The 15,856-nt window shown below is 71.3% G+C and carries 15 protein-coding genes; 11 read left to right on the top strand and 4 right to left on the bottom strand.

Features of this window, described 5'->3' with window-relative positions; genetic code table 11:
* Positions 1-72 precede the first annotated feature (72 nt).
* On the top strand, positions 73-1,617 hold the full coding sequence (locus tag MQE23_RS20260; RefSeq protein WP_243379758.1) for a substrate-binding domain-containing protein: 1,545 nt from the start codon (positions 73-75) through the stop codon (positions 1,615-1,617).
* Between the two features lie 15 nt (positions 1,618-1,632).
* Here MQE23_RS20260 and MQE23_RS20255 read toward each other — a convergent pair whose 3' ends face one another.
* A complete protein-coding gene (locus MQE23_RS20255) occupies positions 1,633-2,388 on the bottom strand; it encodes an SLATT domain-containing protein (protein WP_243379757.1) in 756 nt (251 codons plus the stop codon).
* Between the two features lie 242 nt (positions 2,389-2,630).
* On the opposite strand from MQE23_RS20255, the gene MQE23_RS20250 reads away from it, so the two are divergent.
* The 6 genes from MQE23_RS20250 (at position 2,631) to MQE23_RS20225 (ending at position 7,557) form a co-directional block, all read left to right on the top strand.
* A complete protein-coding gene (locus MQE23_RS20250; RefSeq protein ID WP_082319878.1) occupies positions 2,631-2,972 on the top strand; it encodes a YbaB/EbfC family nucleoid-associated protein in 342 nt (113 codons plus the stop codon).
* A gap of 100 nt (positions 2,973-3,072) precedes the next feature.
* The gene (gene recR / locus MQE23_RS20245) at positions 3,073-3,672 is read left to right on the top strand and encodes a recombination mediator RecR (RefSeq protein ID WP_030897911.1); all 600 of its coding nucleotides are present in this window, start codon (positions 3,073-3,075) and stop codon (positions 3,670-3,672) included.
* Positions 3,665-4,324, top strand: coding sequence for a DUF5063 domain-containing protein (locus tag MQE23_RS20240; protein WP_020273043.1), 660 nt, complete (start codon positions 3,665-3,667; stop codon positions 4,322-4,324). Before recR ends, MQE23_RS20240 begins: the two co-directional genes overlap by 8 nt.
* A gap of 60 nt (positions 4,325-4,384) precedes the next feature.
* Positions 4,385-4,837, top strand: a complete 453-nt coding sequence (locus MQE23_RS20235) for a hypothetical protein (RefSeq protein ID WP_243379756.1) — start codon at positions 4,385-4,387, stop codon at positions 4,835-4,837.
* Positions 4,834-6,903, top strand: coding sequence for an NB-ARC domain-containing protein (locus tag MQE23_RS20230; RefSeq protein WP_243379755.1), 2,070 nt, complete (start codon positions 4,834-4,836; stop codon positions 6,901-6,903). The genes MQE23_RS20235 and MQE23_RS20230 overlap by 4 nt, the downstream gene beginning before the upstream one ends.
* Positions 6,904-7,017: 114 nt before the next feature.
* A complete protein-coding gene (locus tag MQE23_RS20225; protein ID WP_037669575.1) occupies positions 7,018-7,557 on the top strand; it encodes an SgcJ/EcaC family oxidoreductase in 540 nt (179 codons plus the stop codon).
* Here MQE23_RS20225 and MQE23_RS20220 read toward each other — a convergent pair.
* Complete coding sequence (locus MQE23_RS20220; RefSeq protein WP_243379754.1) at positions 7,523-8,908, bottom strand: HAMP domain-containing sensor histidine kinase; 1,386 nt, start codon at positions 8,906-8,908, stop codon at positions 7,523-7,525. The two genes, MQE23_RS20225 and MQE23_RS20220, sit on opposite strands and share 35 nt — an antisense overlap.
* The gene (locus MQE23_RS20215; protein WP_037669571.1) at positions 8,905-9,642 is read right to left on the bottom strand and encodes a response regulator transcription factor; all 738 of its coding nucleotides are present in this window, start codon (positions 9,640-9,642) and stop codon (positions 8,905-8,907) included. The genes MQE23_RS20220 and MQE23_RS20215 overlap by 4 nt, the downstream gene beginning before the upstream one ends.
* Before the next feature lie 235 nt (positions 9,643-9,877).
* Here MQE23_RS20215 and MQE23_RS20210 point away from each other — a divergent pair, with 235 nt between their 5' ends.
* The 4 genes from MQE23_RS20210 to MQE23_RS20195 all read left to right on the top strand — a co-directional run bounded on the left by MQE23_RS20210 (position 9,878) and on the right by MQE23_RS20195 (position 14,912).
* Complete coding sequence (locus MQE23_RS20210) at positions 9,878-11,155, top strand: aspartate kinase (RefSeq protein WP_020273037.1); 1,278 nt, start codon at positions 9,878-9,880, stop codon at positions 11,153-11,155.
* Positions 11,155-12,240, top strand: a complete 1,086-nt coding sequence (locus tag MQE23_RS20205; RefSeq protein WP_243379753.1) for an aspartate-semialdehyde dehydrogenase — start codon at positions 11,155-11,157, stop codon at positions 12,238-12,240. The genes MQE23_RS20210 and MQE23_RS20205 overlap by 1 nt, the downstream gene beginning before the upstream one ends.
* A gap of 936 nt (positions 12,241-13,176) precedes the next feature.
* Positions 13,177-13,752 carry a SigE family RNA polymerase sigma factor gene (locus MQE23_RS20200; protein ID WP_010032008.1) on the top strand — a complete coding sequence of 192 codons (576 nt, stop codon included), beginning with the start codon at positions 13,177-13,179 and terminating at the stop codon, positions 13,750-13,752.
* Positions 13,753-13,868: 116 nt separating this feature from the next.
* Complete coding sequence (locus MQE23_RS20195; protein WP_347710139.1) at positions 13,869-14,912, top strand: hypothetical protein; 1,044 nt, start codon at positions 13,869-13,871, stop codon at positions 14,910-14,912.
* A gap of 114 nt (positions 14,913-15,026) precedes the next feature.
* On the opposite strand, the gene MQE23_RS20190 is transcribed toward MQE23_RS20195, so the two are convergent.
* Positions 15,027-15,824 carry an SURF1 family protein gene (locus MQE23_RS20190; protein ID WP_020273033.1) on the bottom strand — a complete coding sequence of 266 codons (798 nt, stop codon included), beginning with the start codon at positions 15,822-15,824 and terminating at the stop codon, positions 15,027-15,029.
* Positions 15,825-15,856: the final 32 nt, after the last annotated feature.

The following is a 15,856-nucleotide window of genomic DNA, read 5'->3' as shown; positions in this document are numbered from 1 at the left end:
CGGAGAGGCGCTCGCACGGCCGTACGGTGACCAGACGATCGAATCGTCCGGGCGGCGGCGGGGGCACCGACGATGGAGTGGCTGAGCGCGGAGAACCTCGTGGCCGTGGCGACGGCCGTCCTCGGCATCATCGCCTCGGGCGTCATGGTCTGGTACGAACGCCGGGTGCCGCGCCGCAAGAGGATCGGCTACCGCGTCCAGATGGACAACCCCATCGGCGACGACGTGCGCTCGGGCCGCGCCAACCGCAGACTGGGGCTGTTCGACGAGGCGCCCGACATGACGGACGCGACCCTGGTCCTGCTGCGCATAGAGAACGACGGCTCACTGGCCATCGACCGCGACGACTACACGGGCCCCGAAGTCCACGGCCTCACCGCGGTGTTCACCGACCGCACCATCCGCGGGGTCTCGGTCACCCAGCCCTCCGACACCGAGCACCTCATGGACCACTTCACCGCGGCCCGGGGCTTCGGCTACGAGGACAACACGCTGCGCATCCCGCGCGTCCCGCTCAACCGCGGCGACCACTTCAAACTCCTCGTGCTGCTGTCCGGCGGCGACGTGGGCCGGGAGGTGCGGCTGACCGGGGGTCTGCGGGAGGGCGAGGTGCGCCCCAACCGCGCCGCCGCCCCGGACGACACACCACCGCTTTTCAGCCGGGCCGCCCGGCTGATCACCATCATGCTCACGCTGTGCGTGGTCACCCTGGCGGCGATCGTCGTCGCCCAGGACGACACCCCGCCCCCGATCGGCTGCGCGGGCGGCAGGCTCACCCTCACCGGCTCGACCGCGTTCGCGCCCGTGCTGCGCGAGGTGGCCGCGAAGTACGAGCGGGACTGCGGCGGCGACCCGGTCATCGACGTGGACCCGCACGGCTCGACGTCCGGGATACGGGAGCTCGCGGCGGCCGGCGCGCAGGCGGGGCGGGACGGGCAGGGCTCACCGCCGGTGGTCGCCCTGTCGGACGGCCCCAAGCCGGCCGGCCTGCCCGAACTGCGCGAGAACAGGGTGGCGGTGTCGGTCTTCGCGCTCGTGGTCAACGACGACGTACGCCTGACGAACCTGTCCACGAACGACGTACGGCGCCTCTACCGAGGCGAGATCCGCAACTGGCGGCAGCTCGGCGGCCCCGACCTGCCCGTGCACCTGGTCAGCCGGGACGCCAACTCCGGGACGAGACAGGTGTTCCAGCGCCGGGTGCTGGGACGGGGCGAGATCGCCAACTCCTCCGTCGACTGCGTCCACAAGGACGACCCGACGGCGGCCGTCATCCGCTGTGAACTCGACTCGACGGACCAGGTGCTGACCACGGTCGCCGACCTGCCGGGCGCCATCGGCTACAGCGAACTCAACCTGGCCGGCCGCGCCAAGGGCCTGCACTCCCTGCGCCTGGACGGCGACCCCGCCTCCGCCGACGCCATCGAACACGGCACGAGCGACTACCCCTACCGCGAGATCGAGTACGCCTACACCTACGGCCGGCCCCCGGCCGACTCCCTGGCGTCGAGCTTCCTCACCTACCTCGCCCGCGGCAACGGCCAGGACGTCATCCGCACACACGGCCACCTGCCGTGCTGGACACCCGAGGGCCTGACCCTGTGCGCGCAGGACTGAACCCCGGCCCACCGGTCATCTGGGCTCCGGCGGCCGCTGCCGGGGCATGTTCGGCCGCGTGCCCCCCGCAGGGGGCACGGAGAACCGCCCGTTGAAACCCGCCGCCTCGGCCCCGCGCCCGCCTCCGGGGAACACCGCCGCCTGCAACCCCACGGGCGCACCCCCGCTCCGGAACTCCCCCACCCACTCCGCCGTCTCCCCGCGCACCAGCTCACTCACATCCTCGGAGAACCTCCGCAGCACCCCGAGACATCGCTCCGCCGCCTCACTCGCCGTGCCCTCCGCCGGCCCCAGAACCTCCCGCACGCACTCCGCCGCCCAGTCGAACTGAAGCGCCTGCAACCGCCGCTGCACGGCCTGCGCGGTGGCCACGTCCCGCATCCACCCCGACGTCACCCCGAAGTACCGGTCGACGGCCACACACGCCACCCCCAGCAGCAGCGCCAGACACCCCCAGGGCGCGATCCCGCCCGCGGCCCCGGTCAGATCCAGCAGCGGCAGCGCGACCCCGGTGACCGCCCCGGCCGCGGCCCCACAGCGCAGCATCCGCGCGCCCCGCCGCTTCCACACCCGGTCCTCGAGATACCAGGCCGCCGTCTGCAGCGCCCCGCGCTCCACCCACCGGTACAGCTCGTCCAGCCGGACCGCCGGCTCCCCCCAGTCCCCGAGCGGAAAGGCCCGCCCGGTCAGATCGCCCGGCCCCAGCCGGGCCGCCCTCTCGCCCCGTCCGTCCTGCGGCGGCCCCTCGGGCTGCATCTCCGGCTGACCCACCCGGCACTCCCAACTGACCACGCTGCGTGACAAGCGACACACATGACGCACACGCGCCGGACCCTTCCTACCCCCCAACGGGTGGCGAGATGTAGCTTTCGCCGCTTTTCCGCCCGGAAGTATTCCTTGATCAGTTATAGGGCGCGAGGGGAACTCACTCGAAAGAGTGCTGGGGCGACGGCAGGCCCGACCACGTAGGCTCGTGCCGAACGGGAAAACCCGTACCGAGCAAGGAGCTGATCGTGATCCCCGGTGGTGGCCAGCCCAATATGCAGCAGCTGCTCCAGCAGGCCCAGAAGATGCAACAGGACCTGGCACAGGCGCAGGAGGAACTGGCGCAGACGGAGGTCGACGGCCAGGCGGGCGGCGGACTCGTGACCGCGACCGTCACCGGCGCCGGCGAGCTGCGCAACCTGAAGATCGACCCGAAGGCGGTGGATCCGGAAGACACCGAGACCCTCGCCGACCTGGTCGTGGCGGCAGTGCAGGCGGCCAACGAGAACGCGCAGGCGCTCCAGCAGCAGAAGCTGGGCCCGCTCGCGCAGGGTCTGGGCGGCGGCGGCATCCCCGGTCTGCCGTTCTGAGACGCCCGCCGCCTTCCTCGGACAGGCGGCTGACAACTACGGTACGTACGGGAAGGCCGTACGGCGCGAACGACCTCGATGACCCAGGAAAGGCAGTCCGTTGTACGAAGGCGTGGTCCAGGACCTGATCGACGAGCTGGGGCGGCTGCCCGGCGTCGGTCCGAAGAGCGCCCAGCGGATCGCCTTCCACATCCTGCAGGCGGAGCCCACGGACGTACGGCGGCTCGCCCAGGCCCTCATGGAGGTCAAGGCGAAGGTCCGCTTCTGCGCGACCTGCGGCAACGTCGCGCAGGAGGAGCTGTGCAACATCTGCCGCGACGCCCGCCGCGATCCCGCCGTCATCTGCGTGGTCGAGGAGCCGAAGGACGTCGTGGCGATCGAGCGCACGCGTGAGTTCCGGGGCCGGTACCACGTCCTGGGCGGCGCGATCAGCCCGATCGACGGGGTGGGGCCGGACGACCTGCGGATCAGGGAACTCCTGGCCCGCCTGGCCGACGGCACGGTCACGGAGCTCATCCTCGCCACGGACCCCAATCTCGAAGGCGAGGCGACCGCCACGTACCTCGCCCGCATGATCAAGCCCATGGGCCTGAAGGTCACCCGCCTGGCCAGCGGCCTCCCGGTGGGTGGCGACCTGGAATACGCGGACGAGGTGACCCTCGGTCGCGCCTTCGAGGGGAGACGACTCCTAGATGTCTGACGCCACGCTGCACGCGACCGACCAGAACCCGGACGACTTCGCCGTCCAGATCGCGGACCAGGTCGAGAGCTTCCTGGTCGCCGTCACGGAGATCGCGAAGGGCGACGAGCCGGAATCGGCGGTCCCCTTCCTGCTCCTGGAGGTCTCCCAGCTCCTCCTCGCCGGCGGCCGTCTCGGCGCGCACGAGGACATCGTGCCCGACGAGCGCTACGAGCCCGACCCGGGCCCCGAGCCGGACGTCGACGAACTCCGCGAGAACCTGGCCCGCCTCCTCGACCCCGTCGACGTCTACTCCGAGGTCTTCGACCCCTACGAGCCGCGCAAGGCTCCGGTCCCGGCCCGGATCTCCGACGACCTCACCGACGTCATCACCGACCTGCGACACGGCATGGTCCACTACCGGGCGGGCCGCACCACGGAGGCCCTGTGGTGGTGGCAGTTCTCCTACTTCTCCAACTGGGGCTCCACCGCCTCCGCGACCCTCCGGGCCCTGCAGTCGGTCCTCGCCCACGTCCGCCTGAATCAGCCCCTGGCCGAACTCGACGGCCTCGACACGGACCAGGACATGGGCGACGACACCCTGGAGATCGAGGCGGGCAGGGTGATGGCGGAGGAGATCGCGGGCCCGCTGGGCCTGCGCCCGGCCAAGTAACCGCCCCCGCCTCCACGGCTTTTCGCACCACAGCCCGTCCCCGAGCGCGATGATGGCCGTATGACCGGTCAGTCGAAGGCATTGATGTGGACGGGCATCGGGCTCTGCGCCGCCGGGGCCCTGGGGCTCGTCGTCGGCGCCGTCCTGGACGTGGAGGCGGCGGATCCCTGGGCCAGTGTGTCCGGCGGCGTCGCCGCGTTGATCGGCCTGGCGCTCGCGGTGTACGCGGGGTTCCAGGGCTCGGCGGGTACGTCCGGTACGTCCGGTGGTGCTGGTACCTCTGGTACGGCGGTGAACGCGAGCGGTACGAGGTCCGTCGCCGCCGGCGGGAGCATCGGAACCGTCTCGACCGGCGACGGCGCGGGAACCCCCGCACCCGCCCCGCCGGCGAACTCCTCGACCCCGCCCCCGCCCTCTTCCACGCCTCCGCAGCCTCGGAACGTCACCGCCTCCGGCGAGCGTTCCATCGCCGCGGGCGGTGACATCGGTTCCGCCTCCACGGGCGATACATGAGCACCTCGGCGGAGGCCTCCGGGGACCGCTCCATCGCCGCCGGGCACGGCATCCGCCAGGCGCTCTCCGGGGACGGCGCGGTCGGGATGTACACCGAGAAGTCGTTCGCCCTGCCGCCGGAGGCCTTCACCCTGCCCGACGTCGCGCCGCCGGGGCTGGCCAACCTGCCCGACGCGGCAGCCCTGTTCGTCGGGAGGACCCGGGAACTCGCCCTGCTCGACGAGGCCTTGCGATCGACCGGTGGCGTGGTCGTCCAGGCTGTTCACGGGCTGGGCGGCATCGGCAAGTCGACGCTCGCCGCGCGCTGGGCGGCAGGGCGTACCGACGTCTTCAACCCGGTGTGGTGGATCAACGCCGAGACCCCCGCCGACCTCGACGCCGGGCTCGCCGACCTCGCCGTCGCCCTGCGGCCCGCCCTGCGGGACGTACAGTCCCGGGAGGCGCTGCGGGAGCGGGCCGTGCAGTGGCTCGCGGCGCACGAGGGCTGGCTGGTCGTGCTCGACAACGTCACGTCCCCGAACGACGTCAAGCCACTCCTGGCCAGAGCGGCAGGCGGCCGTTTCCTCATCACCACGCGGCGGGCGACCGGGTGGCACGGCATCGCGGAGCCGCTGTCGCTGGACGTCCTCCAACTGGACGAGGCCGTCGAGCTGTTCGGCCGTATCAGCGGTCACGGTGAGGACCCGGACGTCACCGAGCTGTGCAGGGAACTCGGCTGTCTGCCCCTGGCCGTGGAACAGGCGGCGGCCTACTGCGCCGAGGCCGGGATCGCCCCCGGGCGCTACCGGGAGCTGCTGGCCGAGTATCCCGAGGAGGTGTTCGCGCAGTCGGCGGAGGGGTCGGACGGTGAGCGCACGGTGGCCCGGGTCTGGCGTGTGACACTCGACCGGCTCTCGGACACGCCGCTGGCGGGAGCGATCCTGCGGATCATCGCCTGGTGGGCGCCGGAAGGGATTCCGCGGGCGTATCTGGAGCCGTTGGGCAGCCCGGTCGAGGTGACGGACGCCGTCCGGCGGCTGGCGGCGTACAGCATGATCTCGCTGCACGACGACGGCACGATCTCCGTGCACCGGCTGGTGCAGGCGGTGACACGGGCGGAGGGAGTGGAATCCGCCCACGGTGCTGCCAAGCTGCTGCTCGGTTCGAAGACGCGCGACATGGCCGCTGAGCTCAGGTGGCTCACCCATGTCGACGCGATGGCCTCGCACGTGGCACCGGAGGACGATGGGGAGGGCGAGGTCTGGCTGTTCGAGTCGAGCGGGCTCAGCTACACCCATCTCGACGTCACCCGCGCCATCGCGTTCCACAAAAGAGCCCTGGCGGCGGCGCAGCGCGTGTACGGCCCTCGTGGCGAGGTCACACTCCGTGTGCGCAGGGACCTGGCGCAGTCGTACGGGGTCGCCGGTGACAAAGAACGCGAGATCGGGTTACTCGAACGGAACGTGACCGACCACAGGCGGGTGTTCGGGCGCCGGGACGAACGGACCTTCGAGGCGAGGACGGAGCTGGCCCGGGCGCTTTCGGGGGCGGGACGTCTGGGGGACGGGCTGGCGCTCGCGGAGAGGAACGCCAAGAAGGCAGAGCGCGTGCTGGGCAAAGACGCCTACGCGGCTCTGCGTGCCTGGTCGGCCCGGGCCTCGGCGCTTGCGGACGCGGCCGCGAAGGATCCCGACCGGCACGCGGCGCAGGCCCGCGAGGCCATCGAGCAGCTGCTCCCCAGGGCAGTGGCCGCCACGGGCCGGGACAGCACCGTTTGCCTCCAGCTCCGGCTCCAACTGGCATGGACCAGGCGGCTGGTGGGTGACACCACGGGCGCCACGGCCATGTACGCCGAGCTCGTGGAGAGCAGCATCCGCAGCCGTGGGGCGACGGACAGGTACGCCCTGACCTCCCGCACCTGGTTTGTCCGGTTCCTCTGGAGGGCGGTGGACGACCCCGCGCGCGCCCGCCAGGTGCTCGTCCCCCTGCTCGCCGACTGGGAACGCGTGCTCGGCGATACCGCTTATGTGCGGCAGCTCCGAGAGGAGTTCGCGCCTCTCCTCGACGTGACGGACACCTCACCCTGAGTGAGTTGGCCCCGTCCTGGCCGTCCCCTGTACGACAGCTGCACGGCCCCTAACCGGTGACACGCGAGTCTGGAGGCACTTCACCAACTCCCCTCGAACTCACCGGAGATGAAGATGACCCGTCGCCTCGCGGCCCCGTCCATACGCAAGCGCGTCGCCGTCACCACCGCCGTCGCCGTCCTCGCCGCCGGCACCTTCGCCGTCGGCGCCGGAGTCGCCGGAGCCGACTCGCGCGGCGCCTCCGGGAAGAAGTCCGCCAAGACGGCCACCAAGGCCCAGGTGCTCGGACTCTTCGACCAGTGGAACGCGGCGCTGCAGACCGGCGACCCGCACAAGGTCGCCGGCCTGTACGCGAAGGACGCCGTCCTGCTGCCGACCGTCTCGAACAACGTCCGTACGGACAGAGCCGAGATCGTCGACTACTTCGAGCACTTCCTCCAGAACAAGCCGGCCGGCACGAAGGTCGAGTCGGTCGTCAATGTTCTCGACCGGGACACCGCCATCGACACCGGTGTGTACGAGTTCGCGCTCACCGACCCCCAGACGGGCGCGAAGAACACCGTCAAGGCCCGCTACACGTACGCCTACGAGAAGCAGGCCGACGGCAAGTGGCTGATCGTCAACCACCACTCCTCGAAGATGCCCGAGAGCTGACCGACCGGAGGGTGATGGTCACGCACAGACCGCCCCCGGGCGCGTCCGTGAGAGCCACGGTCCCGCCGTCGTCCGTCGCGAGTTGCTTGACGACGGCGAGACCGAGACCGGAGCCGCCCTTCCCGGTCAGTCCCTGGCCGCGCCAGAAGCGGTCGAAGGCGCGGGACTTCTCGGCGTCCGACATGCCGGGTCCCTCGTCCAGGACCGACACCCCCACCACATCGCCCCGGGGATCCACCCGCACGGTGATCGTCCCGCCGTCCGGTGAGACCTCCAGGGCGTTGGAGAGCACGTTGTCCAGCATCTGGTCCAGATGACCGGGGCCGGACAGTACAGACGGCCGGCCGTCGATACTCCCCCTGAGCGCGACGGTGACTCCGCGCTCGTCGGCGGCCGGCCTCCACACGGCGAGCCGCTCCCGCACAATTTCCAGCAGCGGGAGCGGCTCGGCGGCCGTCACCTTCGCCTCGGCCCGAGCCAGCACCAGCAGGCCGTTGACCAGGCGATTCATCCGGACGACCTCGGCGGTGGCCTGCTCCACGTCCTCCCGTACGAACTCGTCGTCCACACCGTCCGCGATGTTGTCCAGGGACAGCCGCAGGGCCGTGAGCGGCGTGCGCAGCTGGTGCGAGGCGTCCGCCACGAAGATGCGCTGGGCCGCGACCAGCGTGTCCAGGCGTTCCGCGCCCTGGTTGAGGGTGCGCGCCAGCGTCTGGGTCTCCGGCGGGCCCGTCACGGGAGAGCGGGCGGTCAGGTCGCCGTCGCTGAACTTGCTCGCCATGTCGTTGAGCTGGCGCAGCGGGCGGGTGAGGCGCCGCGCCACCCCCACGCCGAGCAGGGCGGCAACCACGAGGACCAGCACCGCGAGGATCGCCCGGAAGCCCCAGATCGTCCACAGGCGGTCGGTCATCTCGTCCGTCGAGTACACGATGCGCACGGCACCGACGACCCGGTCCTCGGCGGCCGCCTGGGCGGGGACCGTGATCACCAGCTCGGGTCCCCAGATGAAGGAGGAGCCCCAGTCGGTCGTGGCATCGTTCCGGTCGAGGGCCGCTGTCAGGGCCGCGTCCTGCCTCGGGCGGGGCAGGTCCGGTGCGCAGCCCGCAGCTCCGGTCACCTGGACGTCGCCGGGCGTCTCGGCGGCGTACGCGGTGGCCATCTTCTGGAGCGCCTCGCACGAGGTGGAGTCGCCGTTGGCCAGCAGCAGCGCCATGGTCTCGGCCTCGCGCAGCACGGATCCCTCGGTGTCGCCCCGCAGCTGGGAGGTGAGGGAGAAGGCCACCGGCACCGTGAACAGGGCGATGGCGATCGCGACGAGGAAGATGTAGCTGCGGACGAGCTGGCGGATCATGAGGCGGCGCTGTCCGTGCTCGCGTCGCCGCCGCTGCCCTTGTCGCCGTCGCCGTCCTCGACGATCTCCAGCCGGAAGCCGACCCCGCGCACCGCCTCGATCGTGATCGCGCCCGCGAGTTTCCGCCGCAGCGCCGCCACGTGCACGTCCAGCGTCTTCGTGGGCCCGAACCAGTTCGCGTCCCAGACCGCTTCCATGATCTGCTCGCGCGACATCAGCGCCCCGGGCTCCTCGGTGAGGAAGGCCAGCAGGTCGTACTCCTTGGGAGCGAGGGCCACCTCCTCACCGTCGAGCCGCACCCGGGCCGCCTTGCGGTCGACGGTCAGGCGGGGGCCGTAGCGGTCGGAGCCGCTCCCGGGCGCCCCGGCGGCGGGGGTGCGGGGCTGCGCGCGGCGCATGACGGCCCGGATGCGGGCGATGACCTCGCGGACGCCGAACGGCTTGGAGACGTAGTCGTCCGCGCCGATCTCCAGGCCCACCACCCGGTCCGTCTCGTCGCTGCGGGCGCTGATCACGATGATCGGGACGTCGCCGCGTGCGCGCAGCGTCTTGCAGACGTCCAGGCCGTCGGTGTCGGGCAGGCCGAGGTCCAGCAGGACGACGTCGTAGGGGCCGGTGTGGTCCAGCGCCGCCCGGCCCGTGGTGACCCACTCCACCTCGAAGCCGTAGCGCTTCAGGCCCCGCCTGAGGGACTCGGCGACCGGTTCATCGTCTTCCACCAGAAGTACGCGCACAGGCGAACCCTAGTGCTTGAAAGTTGAGCCACCGTGAGCGGGCGCGTGCAATTGTGACGCCGGGCACTTTCTCGCGTGGCCTGTGCCCAGATGGGCATGAGCAGACCTGAACGAGTACCCCGGGAAGTCTCACCATGCGATATCGCGGAGGGGTTTTTCGGACGCTCGTTAGACTGAGCCGACCGCAGTACGAATGCGTATGAGCGGATAGAGACGGATTGAGCGAGGAGCGCACGTGGGCCTTGTCGTGCAGAAGTACGGAGGCTCCTCCGTAGCCGATGCCGAGGGCATCAAGCGCGTCGCCAAGCGGATCGTGGAAGCGAAGCAGAACGGCAACCAGGTGGTTGCCGTCGTTTCCGCGATGGGCGACACGACGGACGAGCTGATCGATCTCGCCGAGCAGGTTTCCCCGATGCCTGCCGGGCGCGAGCTCGACATGCTGCTGACCGCCGGAGAGCGGATCTCCATGGCACTGCTGGCCATGGCGATCAAAAAGCTGGGCCACGAGGCCCAGTCGTTCACCGGCAGCCAGGCAGGTGTCATCACCGACTCGGTCCACAACAAGGCCCGGATCATCGACGTCACGCCGGGCCGGATCAAGACCTCGGTGGACGAGGGCAACATCGCGATCGTGGCGGGTTTCCAGGGCGTCAGCCAGGACACCAAGGACATCACCACGCTCGGCCGCGGCGGCTCCGACACCACCGCGGTGGCCCTCGCGGCCGCCCTCGGCGCCGATGTGTGCGAGATCTACACCGACGTCGACGGCGTGTTCACCGCCGACCCGCGCGTGGTGAAGAAGGCCCGGAAGATCGACTGGATCTCCCTCGAGGACATGCTCGAGCTGGCGGCATCCGGGTCGAAGGTGCTGCTCCACCGCTGCGTGGAGTACGCCCGCCGGTACGACATCCCGATCCACGTCCGGTCCAGCTTCAGCGGACTTCAGGGGACGTGGGTCAGCAGTGAGCCGATTACGCAAGGGGACAAGCAGGTGGAGCAGGCCATCATCTCCGGTGTCGCGCACGACACCTCCGAGGCCAAGGTCACGGTCGTCGGCGTGCCGGACAAGCCGGGCGAGGCGGCCGCGATCTTCCGGACGATCTCGGACGCCGAGATCAACATCGACATGATCGTGCAGAACGTGTCCGCCGCCTCCACGGGGCTGACGGACATCTCCTTCACGCTCCCCAAGGCCGAGGGCCGCAAGGCCATCGACGCCCTGGAGAAGAACAAGGGCACCATCGGCTTCGACTCCCTGCGCTACGACGACCAGATCGGCAAGATCTCCCTCGTCGGCGCCGGGATGAAGACCAACCCGGGTGTCACGGCCGACTTCTTCAAGGCGCTGTCCGACGCCGGTGTGAACATCGAGCTGATCTCGACCTCCGAGATCCGTATCTCGGTCGTCACGCGCGCCGACGACGTGCCCGAGGCCGTCCGTGCCGTGCACACCGCGTTCGGGCTCGACTCCGACAGCGACGAGGCCGTCGTCTACGGAGGCACCGGCCGCTGATGGCCGACCTCCGACGGGCCGACGGGCCCGGCCGGTCCGGACGGCCGACGCTCGCCGTCGTGGGAGCGACCGGGGCCGTCGGCACGGTCATGCTCCAGATCCTGTCCCAGCGGGCGGACGTCTGGGGCGAGATCCGACTGATCGCCTCCCCGCGCTCGGCCGGCCGCAAGCTGTCCGTGCGCGGCGAGGAGACCGAGGTCGTGGCGCTCACCGAGGAGGCCTTCGACGGGGTCGACGTCGCCATGTTCGACGTCCCCGACGAGGTCGCCGAGCGGTGGGCGCCCCTGGCCGCCGCCAAGGGCGCGGTGGTGGTCGACAACTCCGGCACGTTCCGGATGGACCCGGAGGTGCCCCTCGTGGTGCCTGAGGTCAACCCGCACGCCGTGCGGATGCGCCCGCGCGGGATCATCGCCAACCCCAGCTGCACGACGCTCTCCATGATCGTCGCCCTGGGCGCGCTGCACGCCGAGTTCGGGCTGCGCGAGCTGGTGGTCTCCTCGTACCAGGCGGTCAGCGGCGCCGGCCGCGCGGGCGTGGCGACGCTGCGGCAGCAGTTGTCCCTGGTCGCCGGCACGGAGCTGGGGACCAGTCCCGGTGACGTACGGCGGGCCGTGGGGGACGGCACCGGGCCGTTCCCGGAGCCGGTCGCGCTGAACGTCGTGCCGTGGGCCGGGTCGCCGCGCGAGGACGGCTGGTCGTCGGAGGAGCTGAAGGTCCGGGACGAGTCCCGCAAGATCCTCGGGCTGCCCGCCCTGCCCGTGGCCGTCACCTGCGTGCGCGTACCGGTGATCACCACGCACTCGCTGACCGTGCACGCCCGCTTCGAGGGCGAGGTCACCGTCGACAAGGCCCGCGAGATCCTCGCCACGGCGCCCGGGGTCGTGCTGTTCGACAACCCGGCCGCGGGGGAGTTCCCGACCCCCGCCGACGTGGTCGGCACCGACCCGACGTGGGTAGGCCGGGTGCGGCGGGCGCTGGACGACCCGACGGCGCTCGAACTGTTCGTCTGCGGGGACAACCTGCGCAAGGGCTCCGCGCTCAACACCGCCCAGATCGCCGAACTGGTGGCGGCCGAGCTTTCTTGACGTTCCGGGCGGCGGCCGTCGAGCTTTGGTGACGTGCCGGGCGGCGGGCGTTGAGCTTTGGTGACGTGCCGGATGGCGGGCGTTGAGCTTTGGTGACGTGCCGGGCGGCGGGCGTTGAGCTTTGGTGCCGTGCGGATGGCGGGTGTCGAGCTTTGGTGACGTGCCGGGCGGCGGGTGTCGAGCTTTCGTGACGTGCCGGACGGCGGTCACCGGCTTTCGTGGCGGGCCGATGTGATGGCCGTCGGCCCGGCTCCCGGTCCTCGGGCCAACGTCCTGCTCGGGCACCGAGTTCACCAGCCGGGCCGGACCGCCGGCCAGGCTCTCCTCCGCGAGCGCGTACCGCTCCGGGCCGACGCCTCGTCGATCTTTCGTGGTGTGCCGGATGGGTGGTCGTCGGCCTTCGCGACGGGCCGGCGTGGTGGCCGCCGGGTTTTCGGGAAGTTTCGCCACGCCGAAACCCCCGCCGCCTGTCATAGGCGGTTTGTAGGATCTGTGTACGACATGTGAGCCGATCGATGGTCCGGACCACTTGTCCCGGACCCCATCGGCATCCGAGGATTTACCTCCCCGCCCTCCGCAACCACGCGGAGGGCGGGGAGCGTCTTTGCGGTCGCCCTTCCGGGCCGCGGGACGTGCATTCAGGCGTGGGGACGCCTGGAACCGGGCGTGGGGACGCCCGTTCACAAATGGACATAGGGGAAGAGCGGGACGCATGAGGGCATTTGAGGCACCACCGGTTGTGCTGCCTGACGCGGGTAGACCGTCGACGGCCAAGGTCGGCGTGAAAGTGATGCCCGGCACGTACAACCCTCACGGGGGGGAGCGTGTCCAACAGACGTGGCAGAGGTACTCGACTTCAGCGCGGCACGCGGCACGGTCCTCCGACCGCCCCGTCCGGCGGCTCTACGACCCCGCATGCCCGGTACCGCCGGTGGCATGCCGGTGATCGCGCCCGTGCCCGCAGCGCGGCCGGCCCGCATCCCGAACCAGCGTGACGGCGCCGAGGACGGTGTCGCGGCCGGGACCACCGTCGACCACCTCACCGAGACCTACCGGGCGCACTACCGCTCGCTGCTCGGTCTCGCCGCCCTCCTCCTCGACGACACGGCCTCCTGCGAGGACGTCGTCCAGGAGGCCTTCATCCGTGTCCACTCGGCCCGCAAGCGCGTCCGCGACCCCGAGAAGACCCTGGCCTACCTGCGGCAGACGGTCGTCAACCTGTCGCGCTCCGCGCTGCGCCGCCGCATCCTCGGCCTCAAGCTGCTGTCGAAGCCCATGCCCGACATGGCGAGCGCCGAGGAAGGCGCCTACGACCAGTTGGAGCGCGACTCCCTCATCAAGGCGATGAAGGGCCTCCAGCGCCGCCAGCGCGAGGTGCTGGTGCTGCGCTACTTCGCGGACATGACGGAGGCCCAGGTCGCCGAGACCCTCGGCATATCCCTGGGCTCGGTCAAGGCCTACGGCTCGCGCGGCATCGCGGCGCTCCGGCTGGCCATGGAGGCGCCGGCATGAGCGACGGCAACGGCGTGCCCCGCGACGGGCGCGACCGGCACGAACCTTTCGAGTGGCACGAGCCGACAAGGCTGCACGGGCAAGATCCGAAGCAATCGCACGCTGGGAACGGAACTGTGAACCACGGCCTGGACGACCAGAGCCCCGAGGGGTTCGACTCGGACGAGCTGGACCTGCGCACGATGCTGCACCAGGTGGTGCAGGAGGTGGAGCCGCGCGACGGCACCCTGGACTATCTGCGGAAGGCGGTGCCCCAGCGCCGGGCCCGCAAGCGGCAGGCCGTCGTCGGCATGGCCGCCGCCGCGCTGTTCATCGGCACGGCCATCCCCGCCCTGGTGCACGTCTCCAACTCCACCGGCTCCGACGCCAACCCGTCGGTCGCCGGCCACGCCTCCGAGACCCAGGGCGGCTCCAGCCAGGGCAAGGGCCCGGACGGCGGCGAGAGCACCGCGGGCAGCTCCCCCGGCAAGACCGAGGGCAAGGGCAAGGGCGACAAGAAGGAGAAGGAGAAGGAAGGCAAGGCCACCGGCGGCGCCTCGACCGGCGCGTCCCAGGGCGTCGGCCCGTCCTCCACCACCGCCGCCGGCATCCCGGCGTGCACCGCCGCCCAGCTCGGCCCCGCCTCCGGCAGCAGCGTCGCCCCCGACTCCACCGGCGCGGTCTACGGCTCGTTCCGTGTCACCAACGTCTCCGCGGCGAGCTGTACGGTCACCGGCCCCGGCGACGTGAGCGCGCTGGCGCAGGGTTCGGCCGACGCCACCAAGATCGGTTCGGTCCGGCACACGGCCGGGGACGCGGCGGCCGGCCTCCCCGACCCGTCCCTGGAGGCCGCCCAGCTGGTGCTCGCGCCGGGCGTCGCCTACGACGTGAAGTTCGCGTGGGTCCCCACGGAGACCTGCCCCACCCCCGGCGGCGACCCGGGCGACCCCGGCGACCCCACTCCCGACCCCACACCGACGCCGGACAGCGGCACCACGGGCGGCACCTCCACCGGCGGCGACACGGGCACGGCCCCGCAACTGGCCACGGAGGACGGCACGGCCGACGGCAGCGTGACGGTGACGTACACCCCGGCGACCGGCTCGGGCGCGACCTCGGTGACGGTGACCAACGCGTGCGCGGGCACGGTCTACTGGACGGGCGTACTGGCGGCGTCGTAGCCGCGTAGCTGCCTCGCTGCGGGCAATCGTGCCGCTAGGGGCGGCACGGGTGGGCGCAGCGGCACCCCGCTCCGCCGGGCTGCGGACCCACCCGCCCTCAGCGGCGACGCCGAGTCACTTCGCTCCGGCGTCCGCAGCGACAGGCTGCTCCTCTTCCGCCACCAGCCCCAGCTCCGCATCCCGCGCGAACTCGATTTCCCGCCGCAGCAACCGGAACCACATGAAGATCACGAACCCCACGAAGGCGAACCACTCGGCGGTGTAACCGAGGTTCTGGAACGCCTTCAGGTCCAGCCCCGTGTCCGGCGGCGCACTCGCCGGCACCGCCTTCATCCCCGAGTCACCCTTCGCCAACGTGACCCACGCGTCGTACACGTCGTACGGCACCAGATTCACCAGGGACGCCGCGCTGATCGCCCCGGTCTGCCCGGACGGCAGACCGCCCTGCGCACTGACGCCGTTGTCACCCGGCGTCTCGGACGCCTGGAGCGCCCCGGTGACCGTGACCTCACCCGTGGGCGCGGCGGGCGCCTTCGCGGCGTCGGCGGCCCCGGGCAGCCAGCCCCGTACCACCGGCAGCGCCTCGCCCGAGTCGGTACGCAGCAGCGTCAGGACGTAGAAGCCCTGCTTGCCGTCGAGCTCCCGGCCGGGCACCAGCAGCTGCTTGCCGTAGCGGCCGGTCGCGGTGACCAGCTTGCCGGACGTCGCCTTGGTCACCGGCAGCATCTCGCCGAGCGGCCGGGGCGCCTCGTGCCGCGCCTCGGAAACCTGCTCGGTCGCCGTGCGGTGGTCCTGCACCCGGTCCTCGAACCGGCCCAGCTGCCAGGACCCCATGAAGATGCAGAAGGGGATGGACAACAGCACGAAGACGTTGATCCCCCACCATCGGGGCGTCAGCAGAAACCGGTACACACCCTTACGGTACGGGGCAGCCGGGCGGACCC

Source organism: Streptomyces sp. HP-A2021, assembly GCF_022807935.1.
GTDB classification, from domain to species: Bacteria; Actinomycetota; Actinomycetes; order Streptomycetales; family Streptomycetaceae; genus Streptomyces; species Streptomyces afghaniensis.
The sequence above is the reverse complement of the archived record's forward strand: the minus strand, read 5'-3'. Positions and strand labels throughout refer to the sequence as shown.